The organism is Hyphomonas oceanitis (assembly GCF_036964545.1).
Classification (GTDB): Bacteria; Pseudomonadota; Alphaproteobacteria; order Caulobacterales; family Hyphomonadaceae; genus Hyphomonas; species Hyphomonas oceanitis.
Genome location: NZ_JBALTL010000002.1, coordinates 343,728 through 362,385, shown reverse-complemented (window position 1 = coordinate 362,385; position 18,658 = coordinate 343,728). Strand labels below are relative to the sequence as shown.

22 protein-coding genes are annotated in these 18,658 nt (G+C 60.3%); 13 read left to right on the top strand and 9 right to left on the bottom strand.

Translation table 11 applies throughout. The features are described 5' to 3' along the window. Positions 1–21 precede the first annotated feature (21 nt). Entirely contained in the window at positions 22–726 is a 705-nt protein-coding gene (locus V7651_RS06705) for a GGDEF domain-containing protein (protein ID WP_051624703.1), read from the bottom strand. Positions 727–969: 243 nt separating this feature from the next. Between V7651_RS06705 and V7651_RS06700 the strand changes: the two genes are divergently transcribed. Both V7651_RS06700 and bfr read left to right on the top strand, forming a co-directional pair. Next, positions 970–1,170, top strand: coding sequence for a (2Fe-2S)-binding protein (locus tag V7651_RS06700; RefSeq protein ID WP_035538120.1), 201 nt, complete (start codon positions 970–972; stop codon positions 1,168–1,170). Positions 1,171–1,318: 148 nt separating this feature from the next. Beyond that, positions 1,319–1,798, top strand: coding sequence for a bacterioferritin (gene bfr / locus V7651_RS06695; RefSeq protein WP_034741232.1), 480 nt, complete (start codon positions 1,319–1,321; stop codon positions 1,796–1,798). Positions 1,799–1,848: 50 nt separating this feature from the next. Here the strand turns inward: bfr and V7651_RS06690 are convergent, their stop codons facing one another. Beyond that, on the bottom strand, positions 1,849–2,076 hold the full coding sequence (locus V7651_RS06690; protein WP_035537996.1) for a DUF805 domain-containing protein: 228 nt from the start codon (positions 2,074–2,076) through the stop codon (positions 1,849–1,851). A 78-nt stretch (positions 2,077–2,154) separates the two neighbouring features. After that, the gene (locus V7651_RS06685; RefSeq protein ID WP_335612672.1) at positions 2,155–3,747 is read right to left on the bottom strand and encodes an FMN-binding glutamate synthase family protein; all 1,593 of its coding nucleotides are present in this window, start codon (positions 3,745–3,747) and stop codon (positions 2,155–2,157) included. A 303-nt stretch (positions 3,748–4,050) separates the two neighbouring features. Here V7651_RS06685 and V7651_RS06680 point away from each other — a divergent pair, with 303 nt between their 5' ends. Further along, entirely contained in the window at positions 4,051–4,488 is a 438-nt protein-coding gene (locus tag V7651_RS06680; protein ID WP_084146241.1) for a DUF2853 family protein, read from the top strand. An 83-nt stretch (positions 4,489–4,571) separates the two neighbouring features. Here the strand turns inward: V7651_RS06680 and V7651_RS06675 are convergent, their stop codons facing one another. From V7651_RS06675 to V7651_RS06660, 4 genes are all read right to left on the bottom strand, one after another. Further along, the gene (locus tag V7651_RS06675) at positions 4,572–5,708 is read right to left on the bottom strand and encodes an acyl-CoA dehydrogenase family protein (RefSeq protein ID WP_335612671.1); all 1,137 of its coding nucleotides are present in this window, start codon (positions 5,706–5,708) and stop codon (positions 4,572–4,574) included. Next, positions 5,705–6,331 carry a 2-hydroxychromene-2-carboxylate isomerase gene (locus tag V7651_RS06670; RefSeq protein WP_335612670.1) on the bottom strand — a complete coding sequence of 209 codons (627 nt, stop codon included), beginning with the start codon at positions 6,329–6,331 and terminating at the stop codon, positions 5,705–5,707. Before V7651_RS06670 ends, V7651_RS06675 begins: the two co-directional genes overlap by 4 nt. A 2-nt stretch (positions 6,332–6,333) precedes the next feature. After that, positions 6,334–7,548 (bottom strand): acyl-CoA dehydrogenase family protein, encoded by a 1,215-nt coding sequence (locus V7651_RS06665; RefSeq protein WP_335612669.1) that lies wholly within the window; start codon positions 7,546–7,548, stop codon positions 6,334–6,336. Between the two features lie 101 nt (positions 7,549–7,649). Then, positions 7,650–9,005, bottom strand: coding sequence for a glycosyltransferase family 2 protein (locus V7651_RS06660; RefSeq protein WP_335612668.1), 1,356 nt, complete (start codon positions 9,003–9,005; stop codon positions 7,650–7,652). Positions 9,006–9,222: 217 nt separating this feature from the next. Here V7651_RS06660 and V7651_RS06655 point away from each other — a divergent pair, with 217 nt between their 5' ends. The 3 genes from V7651_RS06655 (at position 9,223) to V7651_RS06645 (ending at position 11,628) form a co-directional block, all read left to right on the top strand. After that, positions 9,223–10,824, top strand: coding sequence for a deoxyribodipyrimidine photo-lyase (locus V7651_RS06655; RefSeq protein ID WP_335612667.1), 1,602 nt, complete (start codon positions 9,223–9,225; stop codon positions 10,822–10,824). Positions 10,825–11,056: 232 nt separating this feature from the next. Next, positions 11,057–11,239 carry a hypothetical protein gene (locus tag V7651_RS06650; protein ID WP_335612666.1) on the top strand — a complete coding sequence of 61 codons (183 nt, stop codon included), beginning with the start codon at positions 11,057–11,059 and terminating at the stop codon, positions 11,237–11,239. Between the two features lie 86 nt (positions 11,240–11,325). Continuing rightward, positions 11,326–11,628, top strand: coding sequence for a UrcA family protein (locus V7651_RS06645; protein ID WP_335612665.1), 303 nt, complete (start codon positions 11,326–11,328; stop codon positions 11,626–11,628). 133 nt (positions 11,629–11,761) lie between these two features. Here V7651_RS06645 and V7651_RS06640 read toward each other — a convergent pair whose 3' ends face one another. Further along, positions 11,762–12,289 (bottom strand): SixA phosphatase family protein, encoded by a 528-nt coding sequence (locus V7651_RS06640; protein ID WP_335591054.1) that lies wholly within the window; start codon positions 12,287–12,289, stop codon positions 11,762–11,764. A 128-nt stretch (positions 12,290–12,417) separates the two neighbouring features. Here V7651_RS06640 and V7651_RS06635 point away from each other — a divergent pair, with 128 nt between their 5' ends. The 5 genes from V7651_RS06635 to V7651_RS06615 all read left to right on the top strand — a co-directional run bounded on the left by V7651_RS06635 (position 12,418) and on the right by V7651_RS06615 (position 16,549). Beyond that, positions 12,418–13,056 carry a peroxiredoxin gene (locus V7651_RS06635; protein WP_035538007.1) on the top strand — a complete coding sequence of 213 codons (639 nt, stop codon included), beginning with the start codon at positions 12,418–12,420 and terminating at the stop codon, positions 13,054–13,056. A 161-nt stretch (positions 13,057–13,217) separates the two neighbouring features. Further along, entirely contained in the window at positions 13,218–13,838 is a 621-nt protein-coding gene (locus V7651_RS06630) for a glutathione S-transferase family protein (RefSeq protein WP_335612664.1), read from the top strand. A 135-nt stretch (positions 13,839–13,973) separates the two neighbouring features. Further along, positions 13,974–15,122, top strand: coding sequence for a dipeptidase (locus V7651_RS06625; protein WP_335612663.1), 1,149 nt, complete (start codon positions 13,974–13,976; stop codon positions 15,120–15,122). A gap of 118 nt (positions 15,123–15,240) precedes the next feature. Further along, on the top strand, positions 15,241–16,251 hold the full coding sequence (locus V7651_RS06620) for an NAD-dependent epimerase/dehydratase family protein (RefSeq protein ID WP_418887227.1): 1,011 nt from the start codon (positions 15,241–15,243) through the stop codon (positions 16,249–16,251). A gap of 46 nt (positions 16,252–16,297) precedes the next feature. Further along, positions 16,298–16,549, top strand: coding sequence for a DUF3297 family protein (locus tag V7651_RS06615; RefSeq protein WP_035538011.1), 252 nt, complete (start codon positions 16,298–16,300; stop codon positions 16,547–16,549). Between the two features lie 10 nt (positions 16,550–16,559). Here V7651_RS06615 and V7651_RS06610 read toward each other — a convergent pair whose 3' ends face one another. Further along, the gene (locus V7651_RS06610; protein ID WP_035538013.1) at positions 16,560–17,444 is read right to left on the bottom strand and encodes a branched-chain amino acid aminotransferase; all 885 of its coding nucleotides are present in this window, start codon (positions 17,442–17,444) and stop codon (positions 16,560–16,562) included. Positions 17,445–17,498: 54 nt separating this feature from the next. Between V7651_RS06610 and V7651_RS06605 the strand changes: the two genes are divergently transcribed. Both V7651_RS06605 and V7651_RS06600 read left to right on the top strand, forming a co-directional pair. Beyond that, positions 17,499–17,963, top strand: coding sequence for a MarR family winged helix-turn-helix transcriptional regulator (locus tag V7651_RS06605; RefSeq protein WP_051624711.1), 465 nt, complete (start codon positions 17,499–17,501; stop codon positions 17,961–17,963). Positions 17,964–17,970: 7 nt separating this feature from the next. Further along, positions 17,971–18,651, top strand: coding sequence for a response regulator (locus tag V7651_RS06600; protein WP_335612661.1), 681 nt, complete (start codon positions 17,971–17,973; stop codon positions 18,649–18,651). Positions 18,652–18,658: the final 7 nt, after the last annotated feature.

The window sequence follows — 18,658 nt, the reverse complement described above, 5'->3', positions numbered from 1 at the left end:
ATAGACGCGCGGGTGACGCCGCTAGGCCAGCCTGACGCGGCTCGCGCGCGGATCGCCATAGGAATACGCAATCTGGTTTCGGCCGCCCCGTTTGGCTTCGTACATTTTCCGGTCGGCAATCGACATCATGGCAATGGCATTCTGGTCGGCCGAATTGATTGCCACGCCAATGCTGACTGACAATTGATGGCGGCATCCGTCTTCAGGCTCAAAATTCAGATTGAAGACGCCAGCCAGAATGCGCTCGGCAATGGCAACGACGGACAGCGTGTCCGTTGCCTGCACGAAGACCAGGAATTCCTCGCCGCCAACACGGCCGCAAATATCGCCTATGCGCACGCCTGCAATGACTGTTTCGGCGACAAGACGAAGCGCCTCATCACCAGCTGAATGGCCAAACGTATCATTCACAATCTTGAAGTTGTCTGCGTCGATCATCAGCATGGCGCCCCCGATACGCTTCAGGAGGCTTTCGTCGACATCGCTCATGAATGCGCCGCGATTGAGCATGCCGGTCAGCGGGTCTGTTCGGGCGCGCCGATCAAGTTCTATATGCGCCGATTCGAGATCGTGAACCGTTTTTGCCAGTCTGTTTCTCTCGCGCTGCAGCCGCCACGATATGGGAAAGGCCACAAGGATGGCAACAATCACGCAGGTGATGCCGGCAACCGGGTAAATTTCGAGCACCACATCCCTCGGCAGCGGCGAGGCCCACAGGACGATCATGCTGACCGCTTGGGAGACAAGAGCGCTGGCAACCGTGACAAGCAGGGGCCTGTGTAAGGAATGGAGAAAAACTGAATATCGACCGGGCAGGACGTTTGACATATTACCTATATGAAACATTATAATCTATAGAATGGTCGCTGGATCGATGAAATTTGATCGGTCCACCCGATTTTTCTAAGGTCCGCAAAGTCAGGTATTTTGGTATTGACAATCATTCGCATCTACATGCAAATGGTTCTCATGATCATCTGCATCTGCAACCGCATTAACTGTTCAAGCGTCCGCGCCGCGGTCGGCGCCGGTGCGCGCAGCCCACGGGCCGTGCAGGCGCATCACGGCTGCAAGTTCAATTGCGGCAAGTGCAGCTGCTCGATCGGCGAGATCATTTCGCAGGAAATGGATCGCCAGGGCCCCGCGCCGATGCTGGTCGCCGCCGAATAGTCCGTTCTTTTTGAGACTGCGTTTCAGCACGCTGTGAGACTGTGTCTCACTTGCAGATGAACTTGATTTTATTCGAGAATTTCTTGCTTTTGGTGGCGCCTTCCCGTATCCCGCGAGTCTATCCATTTACCTTGCGCAGGAGTGCCCCATGAAAGGCGACACCAAAGTTATCGAGTTCCTGAATCTCTGTCTCAAGAACGAGCTGACGGCGATCAACCAGTATTTCCTGCATTCCCGTATGCTCAAGGACTGGGGCGTCTCCAAGCTCGCCAAGCATGAGTACGAGGAATCAATCGAGGAAATGAATCACGCCGACTGGCTGATCGAGCGAATCCTCTTCCTGGGTGGTCTGCCCAACCTTCAGGACCTCGGCAAACTGCATATCGGCGAAAGCGTGCAGGAAATTCTCGAGTGCGACATGAAGGTCGAGATGATGGCCATCCCCACGCTCAAGGACGCTATGGAGCACGCCGAGAACGTGCGCGACTATGGCAGCCGCGACCTGTTCGGCAAGATCCTCCACAATGAGGAAGAGCATGTCGATTATCTCGAGACGCAGTTCGACCTGATCGAACGCATCGGTATCGAGCGCTACACGATGCTGCAGTCTGAAGCCAACGGCTCCTGATAAAAAGCCGGCCTTTCGGGGCCGGCTTTTTTCTTTGCGGCGTCACATCGCTAGTTGAACGTGTCTGTCGGATTGATGCGCTTGTGAATGGGCCACTCCGCAAAGGCGAGATAGGCAAAGGCGATCAGGTTCACCAGCGGCACCAGCATCAGGAGCGACCAAGCGCCGCTGAAGCCGGCTTTGCTCCAGATCTTCCAGTAGCAGACGATAAAGAATATAATTACTGCCAGATATACCACGCCAACAACGGCAAAGGCAGCTGAGTTTCCGGATTCCATGAGTGCGTCCTCCTCTTCATGATCCGACACGGATCAAACCAAGGTTCGCTGCAATTGCCAAGGTTCAGACGTTAAATCCTATATATTCAGCGGTCTGAAAGAGGCAGCCTGCGCCATCGCCCATTCATTTGCGAGCTTGGTCTCTTTCGGCGCATTGATCAGCACATTCTTGTCGAGCAGATCATAGGCGCGGTGCGCCGGCAGCACGATGTCTTCCGTCACGCGGTGCATGATGTGGCGCGGTGTGAGTTCGGCCGGATGCTCAAGGCCTGCAGCCCCCACGACTTCCATAAGCGCCTTCATCGTGTTGCGGTGGAAATTGTAGACGCGCTCAGCCTTGTCCGCGATCACGAGACCGCGCTGTCGACCCTTGTCCGTCGTCGCAATACCCGTCGGGCACGTATTGTTGTGGCAGTTGAGCGACTGGATACACCCAAGCGAGAACATGAAGCCGCGCGCCGTGTTGATCCAGTCCGCCCCGAGCGCCATGGACGAGGCAATCGCGAACGCACTGGTCTGCTTGCCGGAGCATGCAAGACGGACCTCATCCTTCAGTCCCGTACCGACCAGCGCATTGCGCGCCAGCACCAGGCCTTGCCTCAGCGGCGCGCCGACATGATCAAGGAATTCCGCAGGCGCCGCGCCCGTACCCCCTTCCCCGCCATCAACGACCATGAAGTCCAGCCGGATCTCGGTTTCCAGCATGGCCTTGCAGATGGCGAGCAGTTCCCACCGGTTGCCGACGCAGAACTTGATGCCCACAGGCTTGCCGCATGACATCTCGCGTAGGCTCGCCGCAAATTCCATCATCTCGATGGGCGTCGAAAACGCCGTGTGCCCCGGCGGCGACACGCATGTCTCGCCCACAGGCACGCCGCGCGCCTCGGCAATCTCCTCGGTCACCTTCGCGCCCGGCAGCACGCCGCCATGACCGGGCTTGGCGCCCTGGCTCAGCTTGATCTCGATCATCTTGATCTGCGGGTCCTGCGCGACGTCCTTGAAACGCGCCGCATCAAACCGACCGTCACGCGCGCGACAACCGAAATAACCGGAACCAAGTTCCCAGACGATATCTGCGCCGCCGGCGCGGTGATAGCGCGAGACGCCGCCCTCGCCCGTGTCGTGATAGAAGTTGCCTTTCTTGGCGCCGGTCGACAGCGCCTCGATGGCATGCGCGCCGAGCGAACCAAAGCTCATGGCCGAGATGTTCAGGACGCTGGCGGAGTAAGGCTGCTTCGTTCCCGGTGCGCCAACATGAATGCGCGGAGAGTCGTCTGCGGTATGCTTCGCGGCAATCGAATGCGCCAGCCATTCATAAGGTGGCTTGTCGATGTCCAGATGGCTGCCGAAGGGTTCGACGGAAGATACATTCTTTGCCCGGCGATAGATCAGCGCACGCTGTTCATTGTTGAAGGGACGTCCTTCGGTTTCACTCTCCACGATGTAGGAGCGAAGGAAGGGATGCAGCTCTTCAGCAATCCATCTGATGTGCGCAATGATCGGGAAGTTGCGCCACAAAGTGTGGCGTGACTGGAAAAAATCATAAAGACCGAGAAGCACGAGTGCGCCAAGAATCCCGCTGAAGACAACAAGCCATGGCGCAGCCTCCATACCAATCAGACTCAGCACGAACAGACCCGTAACAATGAGAAGCGGAATGAAGCGCATCATGGCAAACTCCCTGCAGTTATTTGACTTTCCGAGCCTTGGGCCAAGCAAGCGACATCGTCAACAAATCCCGTGCAGCGCGGAATGTTCCGAGATGCAGTGCGAAGGCACGCTTGCAGACATCTTTAATTTTTCATCCGCTCACGTTCATTATTCAAAGTTTGCGACTCACATTCCACCACTTTAAGGGGTTGGCACGCTGTTCAAAAGAAGGTCAGTGTGCCAGCGCGTGTCGAAATGATTCGAGACCTGAGCTGCGTAAGATCGATAACCGCCCACAACAGGGCCCATTGAGGAGAAAATCCCATGGCAAAAGCAACCAAGCCAACCACCAAGAAACCTGCCGCTGCGAAGAAGGCTGCACCTGCGCCTAAAGTCAGCGCTCCGGCAAAAGCTCCGACAGCCAAAGAAGTGCTTATGGAGAAATACGTCACCGACCTGAAAGAAAAGGTCGGCGAAGCGCGTCCTGACATGGCGCTGCTCGAAGCCGCTGTGAAAGCATCCGGCCCAACCATCTACAAGTCCGACACGGCAACGATTGCTGCTTCCGACAAGGACGAACTCGCACGCGTCAAGAAAGGCTTCATCGCCAAGAAGCTCGGCGTCACCGACGAAGCCAAGGCTGATGCCGCACTGGTTGAGGCCGTTGCCAAATACGGCAAGTCCGTCCGCGCCAAGCACCGCCCCGTGATGTATTACCTCATCGCCAAGGCCCTGAAAAAAGGTTCGGTCCTCAAGGGCTAATCTTCATTCCGCTTGCGGACAAAAAATAAAAGCCGGGCACAGCATGGCTGGCCCGGCTTTTTCATGTCTGGCTCCGAGATCGATCAGAAACCGTTGAGGCGCGCATAGCGATCACGGTGCCAGCTGGCGCCGCCATACATGGCTTCCTGCACGCGTGCGCGCTTCATGTAGAGGCCCGGGTCTGCCACATCGGTCATGCCGATGCCGCCATGCATCTGGACACATTCATTGGAAACGAGATGTACAAGCTCGCTCGCCTTCGCCTTGGCGAGGCTGGCCAGTTCCGCCACATCGCCGCTACCGGCATCGACGGCCGCAAGGGCCGCCGCGACGCAGGAGCGTGTCATTTCCATCTCGGTGAACATTTTGGCGGCGCGGTGCTGGAGCGACTGGAACGAACCGATCAGCTGGCCGAACTGCTTGCGGCTCTGAAGGTATTCGAGCGTCATCTCGAAAGCTGCGGCCGATGAGCCGAGCATTTCAGCGGCCTGGCCGATGGCTGCGCGGTCCAGCACGGGTTCAAGTACGTCAGCGCCTTCGTCGACCGGGCCGAGCACACCGCCCTCGCCCACGATGACATCCTCAAACGTCACATGTGCGGCGCCATGGGAATCCACCGTCTTCAGTTCCTGAACGGTGACGCCCTTCGCGTCGCGCGGCACGAGGAAAAGCGTAATGCCGTGGCGGTCGCCAGACTCACCAAACGTGCGGGCAACCACAATGAACATGTCGGCATCATGGCCACCCGGCACGAAGCGCTTCATGCCGTTCAGCGTATAGCCTTGGCCGTTGCGCTCGGCTTCGGTCGCCACGTTCAGCGGCGCAAAATGCGCGGACTCGTCGAGCGCGAGGGCGAAGGTCGCCTCGCCCATAGCGATCTTCGGCAGCCATTCGGCCTGCTGGGCCTTGCTGCCGCCAAGCTGGATGGCGGAGGCCGCGATCAGCGCCGTTTGCAACAGCGGCGTCGCGGCCAGTGTCCGCCCTTGGGCCTCGAGAATCTGGCCAAGACCAACAAGCCCGAAATGCTCTCCGCCCGGTTCGTCGGAAATGATCACGCCGAAGAAGCCGAGCTCTGCCAGTTTCTTGCGGGTTTCGGGGTCGTGGCCATTGGCGCCCTTGTCGCGCAGCGCGCGCAGATGCGTCAGTGGCAGTTCATCACGTGCGAATGCCATCGCCGTGTCGCGCAGCATTTCCTGGTCTTCAGTCAGTACGAAGCTCATCTCGTCCCTCCAATGGACATTATTTGCAGGGGGGCGGCCAACCAGTCGAAAGCATCTTCCAACCGGTCATTGCCCCAGAACATTTCGCCGTCATCGGCAAAGAAAGTGGGGGAGCCAAATACGCCGCGGCGCATGGCTTCCTCTGTATTGGCCTTCAGCGCGGCCTTGATCGTTTCGTCGCCCGCCCGCGCCATGATGGCCTCTGGGCTTTCGCCTGCCGCCACGATGCACTGGCTGACGATGTCAGGGGCCGAGATCAGGGCGCCTTCAGCGAAGTTGGCCGTGTAGACGGCTTTCACAAAAGCAGCCCGGGACGCCTCAGGCAGTGCCAGTGTGCAGCGCGCGGCCAGCAAGCCGTTCTGCGGGAACACGGCCGGTGTCTCGAGTGGCAGGCCCGCCCGGGCACACACGCGGGCAAGGTCGCGCCACATGTAGCGCCCCTTGACCGGGAAGGCATTGAAGGGGCTATCCGTCAGCCCCTGCTGGGTATTGAAGACAGGTCCGAGCAGGAACGGCTTCCACACGATCTCGTGCCCCGCCTCATCGGCGAGAGCCTCGATCCGCATGGCCGCCGGATACGAGTAAGTCGATGCGAACTCGAACCAGAATTCAATCCTGCTCATGCCTATTGATGGTCTTTCAGGCCCAGCACACGCTTGGCGATGACATTAAGGTTGATCTCGCTCGTGCCACCCTCGATGGAGTTGCCCTTCGAGCGCAGCCAGCCGCGGGTCGCGCGCATGGCGCCCTTGTCAAAGCCCTCCCCTTCCCAGCCGAGCGCCTCTGAGCCAAGCGCCTCGATCAGGAGTTCGTGACGATCCTGGTTCATCTTCGCGGCGCCATATTTCAGGATGGACGCGGTATGACCTACCTGCTGGCCGGCCTTGGCCTGCTCGGTCTGGCGCTGGACGGTCAGGTTAAAGGCCTTGGCATACATCTTGTGGTCCGCGATGCGGCCGCGCAGGTCGCCATCGGCGATCCGGCCTTCGCTGTCGGTGCCGACATGAATCTTGGCATATTCTTCCGGTCCGAGAATGCCCGAGCCGCCCGTGCCGCCGAAGCCGCCAGCCGAAATCGACGAGCGTTCGAATTGGAGCAGGCGCTTGGCGATTTCCCAGCCGCCATTTACCCGGCCGACCAGCTGATCCTTTGGAACCTTCACATCGGTGAAGAAGGTTTCGCAGAACGGGCTCTCGCCGGAAATCAGAAGAATCGGACGCGCCTCGACGCCGGGGCTCTTCATGTCGAACAGGATGAAGCTGATGCCTTCATGCTTCGTGCTCGTATCCGTACGCACGAGGCAGAATATCCAGTCGGCCTTGTCGGCATAGGAGGTCCAGACTTTCTGGCCATTGATCAGGTAATGATCGCCCTTGTCCTCGCAGCGCGTCTGCAGGCCGGCAAGGTCAGAGCCTGCGCCCGGCTCTGAATAGCCCTGGCACCAACGTGTCTTGCCTTTGACGATGTCCGGCAGGAAGCGCTTCTTCTGCTCTTCATTGCCAAACTCCAGGAGGGCCGGGCCGAACATCCAGAGGCCGAACGAGAACAAGGCCGGGCGGGCCTTGATGCGGCGCAGCTCTTCCTGAAGGACACGGTTCTGTTCCTTGGTCAGGCCGCCGCCGCCATAGGCAGCCGGCCACTCAGGGGCCGTCCAACCCTTTTCGCCCATACGCTCCAGCCAGATCTTGGATTCCGGATTGGGGAACTTCTCGCTCTTGCCGCCCCAGACAACTTCGCTGTCCTTCATGGGGGTGCGCATGGAGGGCGGGCAATTCGCCTCCAGCCAGTCTCGCGTCTCTACGCGAAACGCGTCCAGGTCTTCGGTGACGTCATAGGCCATAGGGAAGGCTCCTCGATTGTCGGTATGTTATGTCTGGATGAAGCCTAAATCCCCCGAGCCCGCCCGCCAAGCCTGACGCAGCGGAAAAGTCATGGCGGCGGTCAGACCACAGGGGCGTCGTGCGGTGTCTTGGCCCAGAAATGGGGCTGGTGCCACAGACCATAGAGCGCGCGCGCCATGGCAATCGACTGGAGTGGCCAGTAGACTGGCGATGTCAGCGCAGCCGCAATCGCCCCTGCCCCGTCCCTGCGCGGCGCCGCGAGTCCCGTCGCAATGCCAATGATATAAGACACCACCATCAGGCACGTTCCCAATGTGCCTAGGTGCAGTCCGGGCACAATCACGCAGATAAGACACCAGAGCGCCCATGGTCCATGCACCAGCGCCGACAGGATCGCCGCGCCGAGCGTCAGCTGCATCGACAGGAACCCACCCCAACCCATCTCGCGAGCCGCGCTCAACGGCGTGCGCATAAGCACAAGCCAGGTCTGAAGGAAGCCTTTCAGCCACCGTGAACGCTGTGCCAGCCAGACAGAGGCATGCTTTGGCGGTGCTTCCAGTGTCGGCGGAGAAATCACGCCCACACGGGCCCCACACCGCGCAAGCCGCAGGCCGAGGTCTGCGTCCTCCGTTACATTCCACGCGTCCCATCCACCGGCCTCGACCAGTTTCGACCGTTTGAAATGGTTGCTCGTTCCGCCAAGCGCGATCGGCAGGCCATAATGTGCCAGCGCAGGCAGGACACGGCCGAACTGGATGGCATATTCAAGCGCCCACTGGCGCGAGAGCCAGTTGCCGTGCTCGGGCACGCCAATAAGGGGCGCCTGGACACAGGCAAGGGGGGCTGGACCGACCGCGAAGGCGCGCGCAGCGGTCCGCAACTGGTCCGGGTCTGGTCGGTCCTCTGCATCATAGACGACCACATAGGCGCCGCGCGCCCGTTCAAGACCGTAGTTCAGGGCCCGCGGCTTGGTGCGTGGCAGACCGGGCGGCAGTACGAGCAGTTCTGTTCCCTCAGGCCACGCCTCTGCCAGCAATGCTGTGCGCGTTGCCTCATCGCCTGTCTCGATAAGCAATTTAAGATCAAGCCTGTCAGCAGGATAGTCGAGCCCACGCATCGCTCTGGAAAGCTGGCCAGCACTCCCGGCTTCATCCTTCAGGGCAATCAGGATCGTATAGATCGGCAAGAGGACATCCACTGCCGGAACAGGCGAGCGGCGCGATGGCAGGAAACAGCCCGTAGCGACAAGCCATACGCGAAAAGCGAGGATAAGACCGAACAAGCCGAGCCCGGCCAGCATCAGGGTCTGAACAAGCAGGCCAGGTCCCAGAAGGCCACAAATCCCCGCCGCAATGGCGCCGCGTCGGAAGACCTGAACCTGAGGCTGTGTCAGCGCAGACATGGCCGACTGGCCTGGAAAAGCCTGCGCAAAGCCGAGCGCCGCGCGCTCCGCCATGTCGGAATCCGGCGCCGGCTGGGGCAATTCCCCATGCCGGATCGCCTCCCCCTGCCCCGAGAAGATGAACCCATCCGCACCCATGGTAGCAGAAAAGACCTGTGGATAACTTTGGGCTACGAACCAGAAGTTGAAATCGTTTCGATTCCGAAACGATCCATTTACCAAAATGCCGAAACATCCGCCCGATGAAGAAAACACTTGAGTGATTGCTTGGATGTTCTATATTTGTTCCATGAGCAATATGCATGTCGTCTGGTTCAAGCGGGACCTCCGGGTCCACGATCACGCGCCTCTCCTCGCAGCAGTGGCCAGCGGAGCCCCTGTATTGCCGCTGTATATATTTGAGCCCGAATTCTGGGCCCTGCCGGAGCATTCCGGCCGTCAGTTCGATTTCATGATGGAGAGCCTTCGCAGCCTCGATGAAGCACTGAAGGCGCGCGGATCGGCGCTATGCATTCGTGTCGGCGACGCCAATCAGGTTTTTGCGGACCTTCACAAGCGGCACGGCCTGGCCGCGATCCATGCGCATGAGGAAATCGGCCTGCAATGGAGTTTCGACCGGGATCGCGCCGTCCAGCGCTGGGCGCTCAAGGCGGGCATTGCCCTGCGCGAACAGCCTCAGCACGGGGTCATGCGCCGCCGTCAGGGAGCTGGCGATGGCTGGCTTCGGCAATGGGAAGCCTGGATGCTAGCGCCGCGGGCCAAGGCTCCGGACGCGATACAGCCTGCAAATGTGCCGGCAGGAGAATGGCCTGAGGCCGATGACTTTCGCCTGAAACCGGATACCTGCCCCGGGCGTCAGCCCGGCGGACGCGCAGAAGGGGTGGAATTGCTGCGTTCATTCATAGCTTCGCGCGGGCGACGCTATCGCACGGCCATGGACAGCCCCCAATCGGCAGAAGGCGCCTGTTCTCGCCTCTCCCCTCATTTCACATTTGGCACCGTGTCGATCCGCGAAGCCTATCAGGGCGCCATGCGGGCACGAGCCGAACTTCAGCTGGACGGCGATTCCACCTTTGCCGCGTCGCTCGACAGTTTCCTGTCGCGCCTGCAATGGCATTGCCGTTTTCTGCAAAGGCTTAGCGACCAGACCACGCTCAACAGCCGGAACCTTCATGTCGAGGCAGACGGCCTGCGCGACAGGGTGAGCGATGGTGATCCCCGCCTGGAGGCCTGGATCAGCGGCCGTACCGGCTTCCCCTTTTTGGATGCGTGCATGCGCGCGCTCAACGAGACCGGCTGGCAGAACCATCGCATGCGCGCAATGGTCATGGCATTTGCCGCACAGCACCTCTGGATGGATTGGCATCAACCGGCAGCGCGCCTCGCGGCGCTGTTCACGGATTTCGAAGCCGGGATCCATTATCCGCAGGCGCAAAAGCAGGCCGGTGTGCGGGGCACTGGCATTCCGCGCATCTATAATCCGGTCAAGCAGTCCGTCGATCACGACCGCGACGGGGACTTCATTCGCCGCTGGGTGCCGGAACTCTCGGGCCTTTCCGCCGCGCATATCCATGCCCCCTGGGATGCGCCGAAAGCGGAGCTGGCTAGAGCCGGCATCGTGCTCGGACAGACCTATCCCATGCGGATCGTCGACCATATGGCAGCAGCGAGGGAAGCGCGCGACCGGATTTATGCTGGCCAGGGAGCCTCACATCCTAACAGGCAAGCGAAACCTGACCGGCCGGAATGGGCGGCTGACCGTCCGCTTCCGCCTTCACAGCGCGCTCGTCCCCAGACAAGCGCGTCTCAGCAGCTCACTTTTGACCTGCAGATGCCAGCCCCGGCCGGGGCCCAGGCGTCTCCGCACGCCTAACCCCCTTTTCTCCAGGATTTTTTCGAATGATTCGCTTGCAAGAAGCCTTGTAGGGCGTCTAAACCCTCTCCATATCGAAAAACAACGAGGCGCAAGACCTTATAAAAGCTACAATTTATTCTTTTTCGATAAATTATTATTGCTTTTCGATAATTATAGTCCTATCTTGATCGTGTCGACGGCGGAATGGTCCGCACCAGACAAACAGATCAAGCAAGAAGGACTAAAGAAAATGACCCCCCGCCTCCGTCTCAACGACGTCGAAACCACTGCCCCTGCCGCTGAGATGGCTCGCGCCATCCTGACAGGTGCGGCAACGGTCATGGCCCACCCGGCCAATGATGTCACACGTGGGGGTCGGCCTGGACTGCTTGTCCGTCGTCGCCGCCGGCTTACCCGCCGCGAAGCGCACTAACACCCCCGCTCTCTCCCCTCCGGCGCTGCGCTGCCCGCAGCGCCGACTTCCCCGAACCCCGAAATCCAAAAGAAGGATACACACACATGAAACGCTCCCTGATCGCCGCCGCCCTTGCCGCCTCACTCATCGCCGCACCGGCATTCGCCGCAAGTGATACATTCGACATGGCCATCTCGTACGACCGCGATGCCGCGGCCACGCCGGAAGGCGCCAAAGCCCAGTACAAAGTGATCCATGAGCAGGTCGAAGATCGCTGCGAGGCTGAACATGCCAACCTGAAACTCGGCCAGACATTCGCCACCACAATCTGCACGGCGCGCACAATGGACAAGGCCATCAAGTCCATCGACAGCCCGCAACTGACGCAAGTTCACGCTGCCAAATAAGCAGGCTGAACGACGAAAAGGAGCTGGCCTCACCGGCGAGCGCTGCCTCTTTCCCCCTGAAAACGCTCGTCTGCAGCTCCTTGCGCCATCCTGTCCCTCTCCAAGGCAGGGTGGCGCACTCGCGCTCAATGGATCAGGCGAGGCCTGTCTCTCGAAAGTCGCGCGCGCGCATTACATCCGTGAGTCGGAAATGTACCGGCAGGAAAGGCCCGTTCTCATCTGACTCAAACAGCGCCGCGCAGGCGGTCGGGAATTTCTCCGCAAGCCGTTCGGAACTCTCATGATCGCTGCTGCCGCCATCGCGCATCAGGTTAAGGGCAAAGTCATGCAGGCCCGGATTGTGCCCAATCACCATCAGCGTCGTCGCACCGTCATTCTGGCGCACAGCATCAAGGATGCCCCGCTGGCCTGACAGGTAAAGCGCTTCCATCGGGCGAACGCGCTCGCCTTCCACCACTTGGGCAACTTCTGAACAGGTCTCCCGCGCCCGGCGTGCGGTCGAGACGAGGATCCGCTCCGGACTCCAGCCACGCGCAACGATCTCTTCGGCCACGCGGCGCGCATCCGCATGCCCCTGCTCGGTCAGCGCGCGACCGAAATCGTCAATGCCTTCCGTCCAGGGTTCGGTCTTGGCATGACGCATCAGGATAAGGCGTTTCATGTGCGCTGTGTGCTCGCTCTGCCGGGACCATTAGAAAAACTGATCGACACATTCAGGTGTCGCGCATTGGTTCTATAGCCCTTAGGCACCATTTCTGGTCCAGAAATCAAGTGATAGGAGTTTGAATTATGAGCCTTCTGATTGGCGATGTCGCCCCGGACTTTGAAGCGGATACCACGGAAGGCCGGATCAAGTTTCATGAATGGGCCGGTGATGACTGGGTGATTTTCTTCTCCCACCCGGCGGATTTCACCCCGGTCTGCACAACCGAGCTCGGCTATACAGCCAAGCTGAAGGACGAATTTGCCAAGCGCGGGGCCAAGGCGCTGGTCGTGTCGGTTGATAGCGTGGAAGATCACAAGCGCTGGATCGAGGATATCAACGAGACCCAGAACACCAGCGTCCAGTTTCCGATCATTGCCGACACTGAGCGCAAGGTCGCCACACTGTACAACATGATTCACCCGAACGCTGACGCGAAAGTCACGGTGCGCGCGGTCTATGTGATTGACCCCAAAAAGAAAATTCGCGCCTCGATCGTCTACCCGCCAAGCGCAGGTCGCAATTTCGATGAAATCCTGCGCTTGCTCGACAGCCTGCAACTGACCGACGGCCATAAGGTGGCGACACCGGTGAACTGGCAGCAAGGCGAGGATGTGATCATCGTTCCGTCGCTGACCGATCCGGAAGAAATCAAGCGCCTCTTCCCGAAAGGCTACAAAGCCGTGAAGCCTTACCTGCGCTACACGCCGCAGCCCGAGAAATAGCGCTTCTTCCCGGCGGAGAGACACCGTCAAACATCTATCCGATCCCGCCCCGCTTCCATTCATTCCGAAGGGTTCCGGGGCGGGATAATTGTTTTTGCCTGATCTACCGTTGACTCTGATGCTCGCCTGCAGAACGATCAAAACGTGAACGGAGCAACGCCATGGCTGACAAACTGACCCTCTACACAAATCCCATGTCGCGCGGACGCATCGCGCGCTGGATGCTTGAAGAGACCGGCGCAGACTATGAAACGAAGATCCTGAAATTTGGCGAGGGATCGCAGTCAGCCGATTATCTCGCAATCAATCCCATGGGCAAGGTCCCCGCCATCACGCATGGCGACAAGGTGGTCACCGAATGCGCCGCGATCTGCGCCTATCTTGCGGAGGCCTTTCCCGAGGCCGGCCTTGCGCCAACGCCTGACGAGCGGGCCGACTATTATCGCTGGCTGTTCTTTGCGGCCGGTCCGGTCGAGGCGGCGGTCGTCAACCGGTCGCTGGGCGTGGAAATCCCAGACGATAAGGTCGGCATGGTCGGCTACGGAAATTTCGAGCGGACACGTAATGTGCTGATCTCGGCCATCGCGGACCGGCCTTATCTCTGCGGCGACCGGTTCACTGCGGCGGATGTCTATGTCGGCTCGCAGATTGGCTGGGGCCTGCAGTTCGGCTCGATCCCGCCCAGCCCGGAACTGACGGCCTATTCCGAACGCGTATATTCGCGTGAGGCCTTCAAGCGCGCCTCGGCCCTGGATGACGCTGCAATCGCTGCGGCAAGCTGATCCGCACGACGGCTGAGCCGTGCCCGGCGGTGCGCTTTGCATTGGCAATTGTGCCACTGCGTCACATCACCAGAGCATCCTGACTTGACCCCCTGCCCGGCGTCCACGCAAGTGCGCGCAAATCAGGAGTGGATCATGGGAAAAATGACAAGACGGGTGTTGCTGGCTGGCGGCGCGGCAGTGATCGCCACAGGCGCTTATGGCGCCTACGCATGGCGCAAGCGGCCAGACGCGGCACCGCTGGGCTTTGACCTGACAAACGAAGAACACGCACGCGGCGTCGCCTTCCTGAAGGCGAACCCGGCGATTGATGCGCACGCTCATCCGGGCCGCACATTCCTGCGCGATGCCAGCGGCCTCTCCCCCATGATGAAGGCTTATGCGGCCAAGGGCATATTCGAGCGGCGCACTGTGAACGACATGACTGAAGGCGGTCTGGCGGGCGCGAGTTTTGCGGCCGTTTCGGACATAAATGTGCTCAGCCCGACGAAAACAGGCATTGCCGAAAGCCGCCCCTTCGAGCCGGGCGAGGCTTGGGCCAGTTACAAGACCCAGATCACGAACCTGAAGAAACTGGCCAGCGACGGCCTGGTCACACCTTTTTCTGCGCCCGGCGACATCGACATGGTTCGTGCATCCGGTAAGCCGGGCGCCATATGGAGTGTCGAAGGCGCCGACTTTTTGGAAGGCTCCAGCGACCGCCTGGCTGAAGCCAAAGCGGACGGCGTGCAGTCGATCACGCTGATGCATTATCGCGCCAACGAGATCAGCGAGCCGATGACGGACTCGGAGGATGACAGCGCGCTTTCCCTCGCAGGCGAGGCAATCGTACGCGAAATGAACCGGCTCGGCCTATTGATCGACCTCGCGCATATGCCGGAAAAGGCAGCCCGCCGCGCGCTGGAGCTTTCCGACAAGCCGGTCATGTTCTCGCACACGCATATCAAGACGCCGGAACTTGACCATCCCCGTTTCATCTCCGCCGACCTTGCCCGCGAAGTTGCGGCCAGCGGCGGCGTGATCGGCGCCTGGCCAAGCGGCATCGGCATCAGTGACCTGGCGGGCTATGCTGACCGGATTTTCACGCTGATCGACGCGGTCGGCATCGACCATGTCTGCATGGGCACCGACATGGACGGCAATTACAAACCGGTCTTCGATGATTACCGCCGCCTGCCAGACCTTACAGGCCTGCTGCTGAAACGCGGCATGGGCGAAACGGAAGCGGCCAAGTTCTTGGGCGGCAACCTGCTGCGCGTCTGGGGACAGAGCGCAGCGGAGTAGCGCGGTAAATCAGAGGCGACCAGCCCGAGGGTGGTTTAACCCCTCGGGCGATCCTATCTGGTGAGAACCCGCTGGCTGCATCCGGCAGCTGTTTCAGAAGGAGCCTCCCACCATGTCCATGCCCACACCGAATTACGACACAAGCGCTCCGGTTCTTGTCACAGGCGCGACGGGCTATGTGGCCGGGTGGCTGGTCAGCCGCCTTCTGGACGAGGGCTTCACGGTACATGCCGCCGTGCGTGACCCGTCGAATACCGAAAAGACCGGACCGCTGCAAAAGCTCGCCGATGCCAAACCCGGCACGATCAAATTTTTCAAGGCCGACCTTCTGGAACCCGGCAGCTATACCGAAGCCATGCAGGGCTGCGCTGTCGTCTTCCACACCGCCTCGCCTTTCACGGTGAATGTAGACGATCCCCAACGCGACCTCGTTGATCCAGCCCTCAAGGGCACACGCAACGTCCTCGACTCGGCAAATTCACTCGACAGCGTAAAGCGCGTCGTCGTCACCAGCTCCTGCGCGGCAATCTATGGCGTGATCGAGGACGTGGCCAAGGCGTCAGGCGGCGTCTTGACCGAGGATGACTGGAACACATCTTCTTCCCTCACAGTGACGCCCTACAATTACTCCAAGACTCTGGCAGAGCGCGCGGCCTGGGACATGGCCGAAGCGCAAGACCGTTGGAAGCTGGTCGTCGTAAACCCGGCCCTCGTGTTTGGCGCCGGCATCAATCCTGACCAGACATCGGAATCCTTTAACTATATCAAGGCCTATGGCACGGGTGCCATGAAAGACGGTGCGCCACCGCGCGAGATCGGCATGGTCGATGTGAAGGACGTGGCAGAGGCGCACATGATGGCAGGCTTCGTACCCGAGGCTGAAGGGCGCCATATCACGTTCGCCGAGGCGCACGACTTTCTCTATATCGCGAATGTCCTTCGCGAGCGGTTTGGCGATGACTGGCCCTTCCCCACGAAAGACGCGCCCTCCGACGGGCCGAAACTGCCTTGGAAGGCCGACAATTCAAAGTCGCGCCGCGCGCTCGGCCTCACCTACCATCCCGTGAGCGACGCGATTGTGGACATGTTCGCCCAGCAGGTGGAAGCGGGCGCCATTGCGCGGCCCTGAAACAGGCTCTTGAGTCAGGCCGAGCTACGAGGCAAAGAACATTCCCATGACAGACACACTCCCCGACCGCCTGAGCGTCAACCCGAAAAGCCCCTATTATAACGAGGCCCTGCTGCTGCGCGGCGTGGGCATCCGTTTCAAGGGTGAAGAGAAAAACAATGTCGAGGAGTATTGCATCTCCGAAGGCTGGATCCGCGTGTCCGCCGGCAAAGCCGTCGACCGCAAGGGCAACCCGCTGACAATGCTGCTGAAAGGCCCCGTCGAGGCCTGGATCAAGGACGAACCAGCCGAAGGCTGAACCTCGCGCCCTAGAGCGCGAGTTCCATCTTGCCGTTCACGAGCTGCGTATAATCATCCACCAATGCGTGGCTGATCGTGGCCGGCTTGTAGACGTGTGCCCCGATTTCAGCGACCGGCGTGATCTCTGCGGCGCTGCCCGTGATGAAGCATTCGGAGAAGGTCGCCAGCTCGTCCGGCATGATGGCGCGTTCGATAACCTCGATCTGGCGCGCTTGGGCGAGCTTGATCGTGGTCTGGCGCGTCAGACCATTGAGGAAACAATCCGGCGTCGGGGTGTGCAGGACATTGTCGCGTACAAAAAAGATGTTCGCGCCCGTCGCCTCGGCGACCTGGCCGCGATAGTCGAGCATCAGCGCGTCGGCATAGCCGGCCTTTTCAGCCGCATGCTTGGAGAGCGTACAGATCATGTAGAGGCCAGCGGCCTTGGCGTGGCAGGGCGCGGTATCCGGGGCCGGACGGCGCCATTCGGCGTGCGTCAGGCGGATGCCCTTCATCTTGTCGGCAAAATAATCGCCCCACGACCACACGGCCACAGCGAGGTGGATCGTGTTGTTCTGAGCTGAAACGCCCATCATCTCGGAGCCACGCCAAGCGACCGCACGGACATAGGCGCTGTCGAGACCGGACTTTGCCAGCGCTTCGCGCTTGGCTTCTTCCAGCTGTTCAACGGTAAACGGAATTTCGAAACCCATGATGCGGGCTGAATTATGCAGGCGCTTGGAATGGTCCAGCGAGCGGAAAATCTTGCCGCCATAGGCGCGCTCGCCCTCGAACACAGCCGAGGCATAGTGCAGTGCATGCGTCAGGATATGTACCTTGCTATCACGCCAGGCGACGAATTCGCCGTCCATCCAGATATACCCGTCACGGTCGTCATAGGGGATACTTGCCATGGATTTCAGCGCTCCTCGCTTGCACTTTTTCTGTATTCGCGTTCATTTCAGACTATGGCCCCTGACGTCAACCTGAACCGACCGTTCGATCCGCGCCTTTTCCTTATGGATCAGGAGCTGGATCGCGGTGTCGGCCTCCTTATGGCGGGGGGGCGCGAACTCCTTTCTGCAGCAGAAACCGCGCGCAAGAAAGCAGGGCTAAGCAAGCCAGAGATGCAAATTCTCATATCTATCCGCTATGAGCCGGGCCGGACTGTCAGCGAAATGCGCGACTCTGTTGGCATGACAGTGCCAACTTTCGCGCGCCTCATCGGTGCGCTGGACACGCGCGGCCTGATCGAGCGCGAACGCGAAGAACGTGACGGTCGGCGCCGGACGCTCGTCCTGTCGGATGCAGGTATCACCCTCACCACGCCGATTGCCATCGTGCTCCGCGAGCGCCTCAGGCTCGCTTTCCGCGCGGCGGGGCCGGACGCGGTGGCCGGCATGCGTCTCGCTCTCGAAGCGTTGGCGAAGTGACACGGCGATGAAGGAACCGGCCCATATCCTTGTCGTCGATGACGATGACCGCATTCGCGACCTTCTAAAGCGCTTCCTCTCGCGCGAAGGGCACCGCGTGACGGCGGCGAGCGACGCAGCGTCGGCACGGCGCCTTCTGACCAAAGTGGAATTCGATCTCGCCATTCTTGACGTGATGATGCCGGGCGAGGACGGCCTCTCCTTGCTTGCAGCCATCCGCTCGGGACCCGAGAAGGAAACACCGGTCATGCTGCTGACGGCGCGCGGCGAGGCGTCAGACCGGATTGGCGGACTGAAACTTGGCGCGGACGACTATTTGCCGAAGCCATTCGAGCCAGAGGAACTGGCCCTGCGCTGCGCCGCAATCCTGCGCCGATCGCATAAGGATGTGCCGCCGGAAGAAGTCGAGATGTCGGGCCTTGTCTTCAACGCAGCGCGCGGTGAGCTGCGCGAGGGCGACAAGCGCATCCGCCTGACCGACGCCGAGCTCCAGCTGCTGACCATACTCGCCGCACACGCGGGCGAACCGGTCAGCCGCGAGGAACTCGCCTCGCTGACATCTGCAGGCATGGAGCGTTCAGTGGATGTGCAGGTGACGCGTCTGCGCCGGAAGATCGAGCCCAATCCGCGTGAGCCCGTGCATATCCAGACAGTGCGCGGTGTCGGTTACCGCCTGATGCCGGATTGAGGCGCAC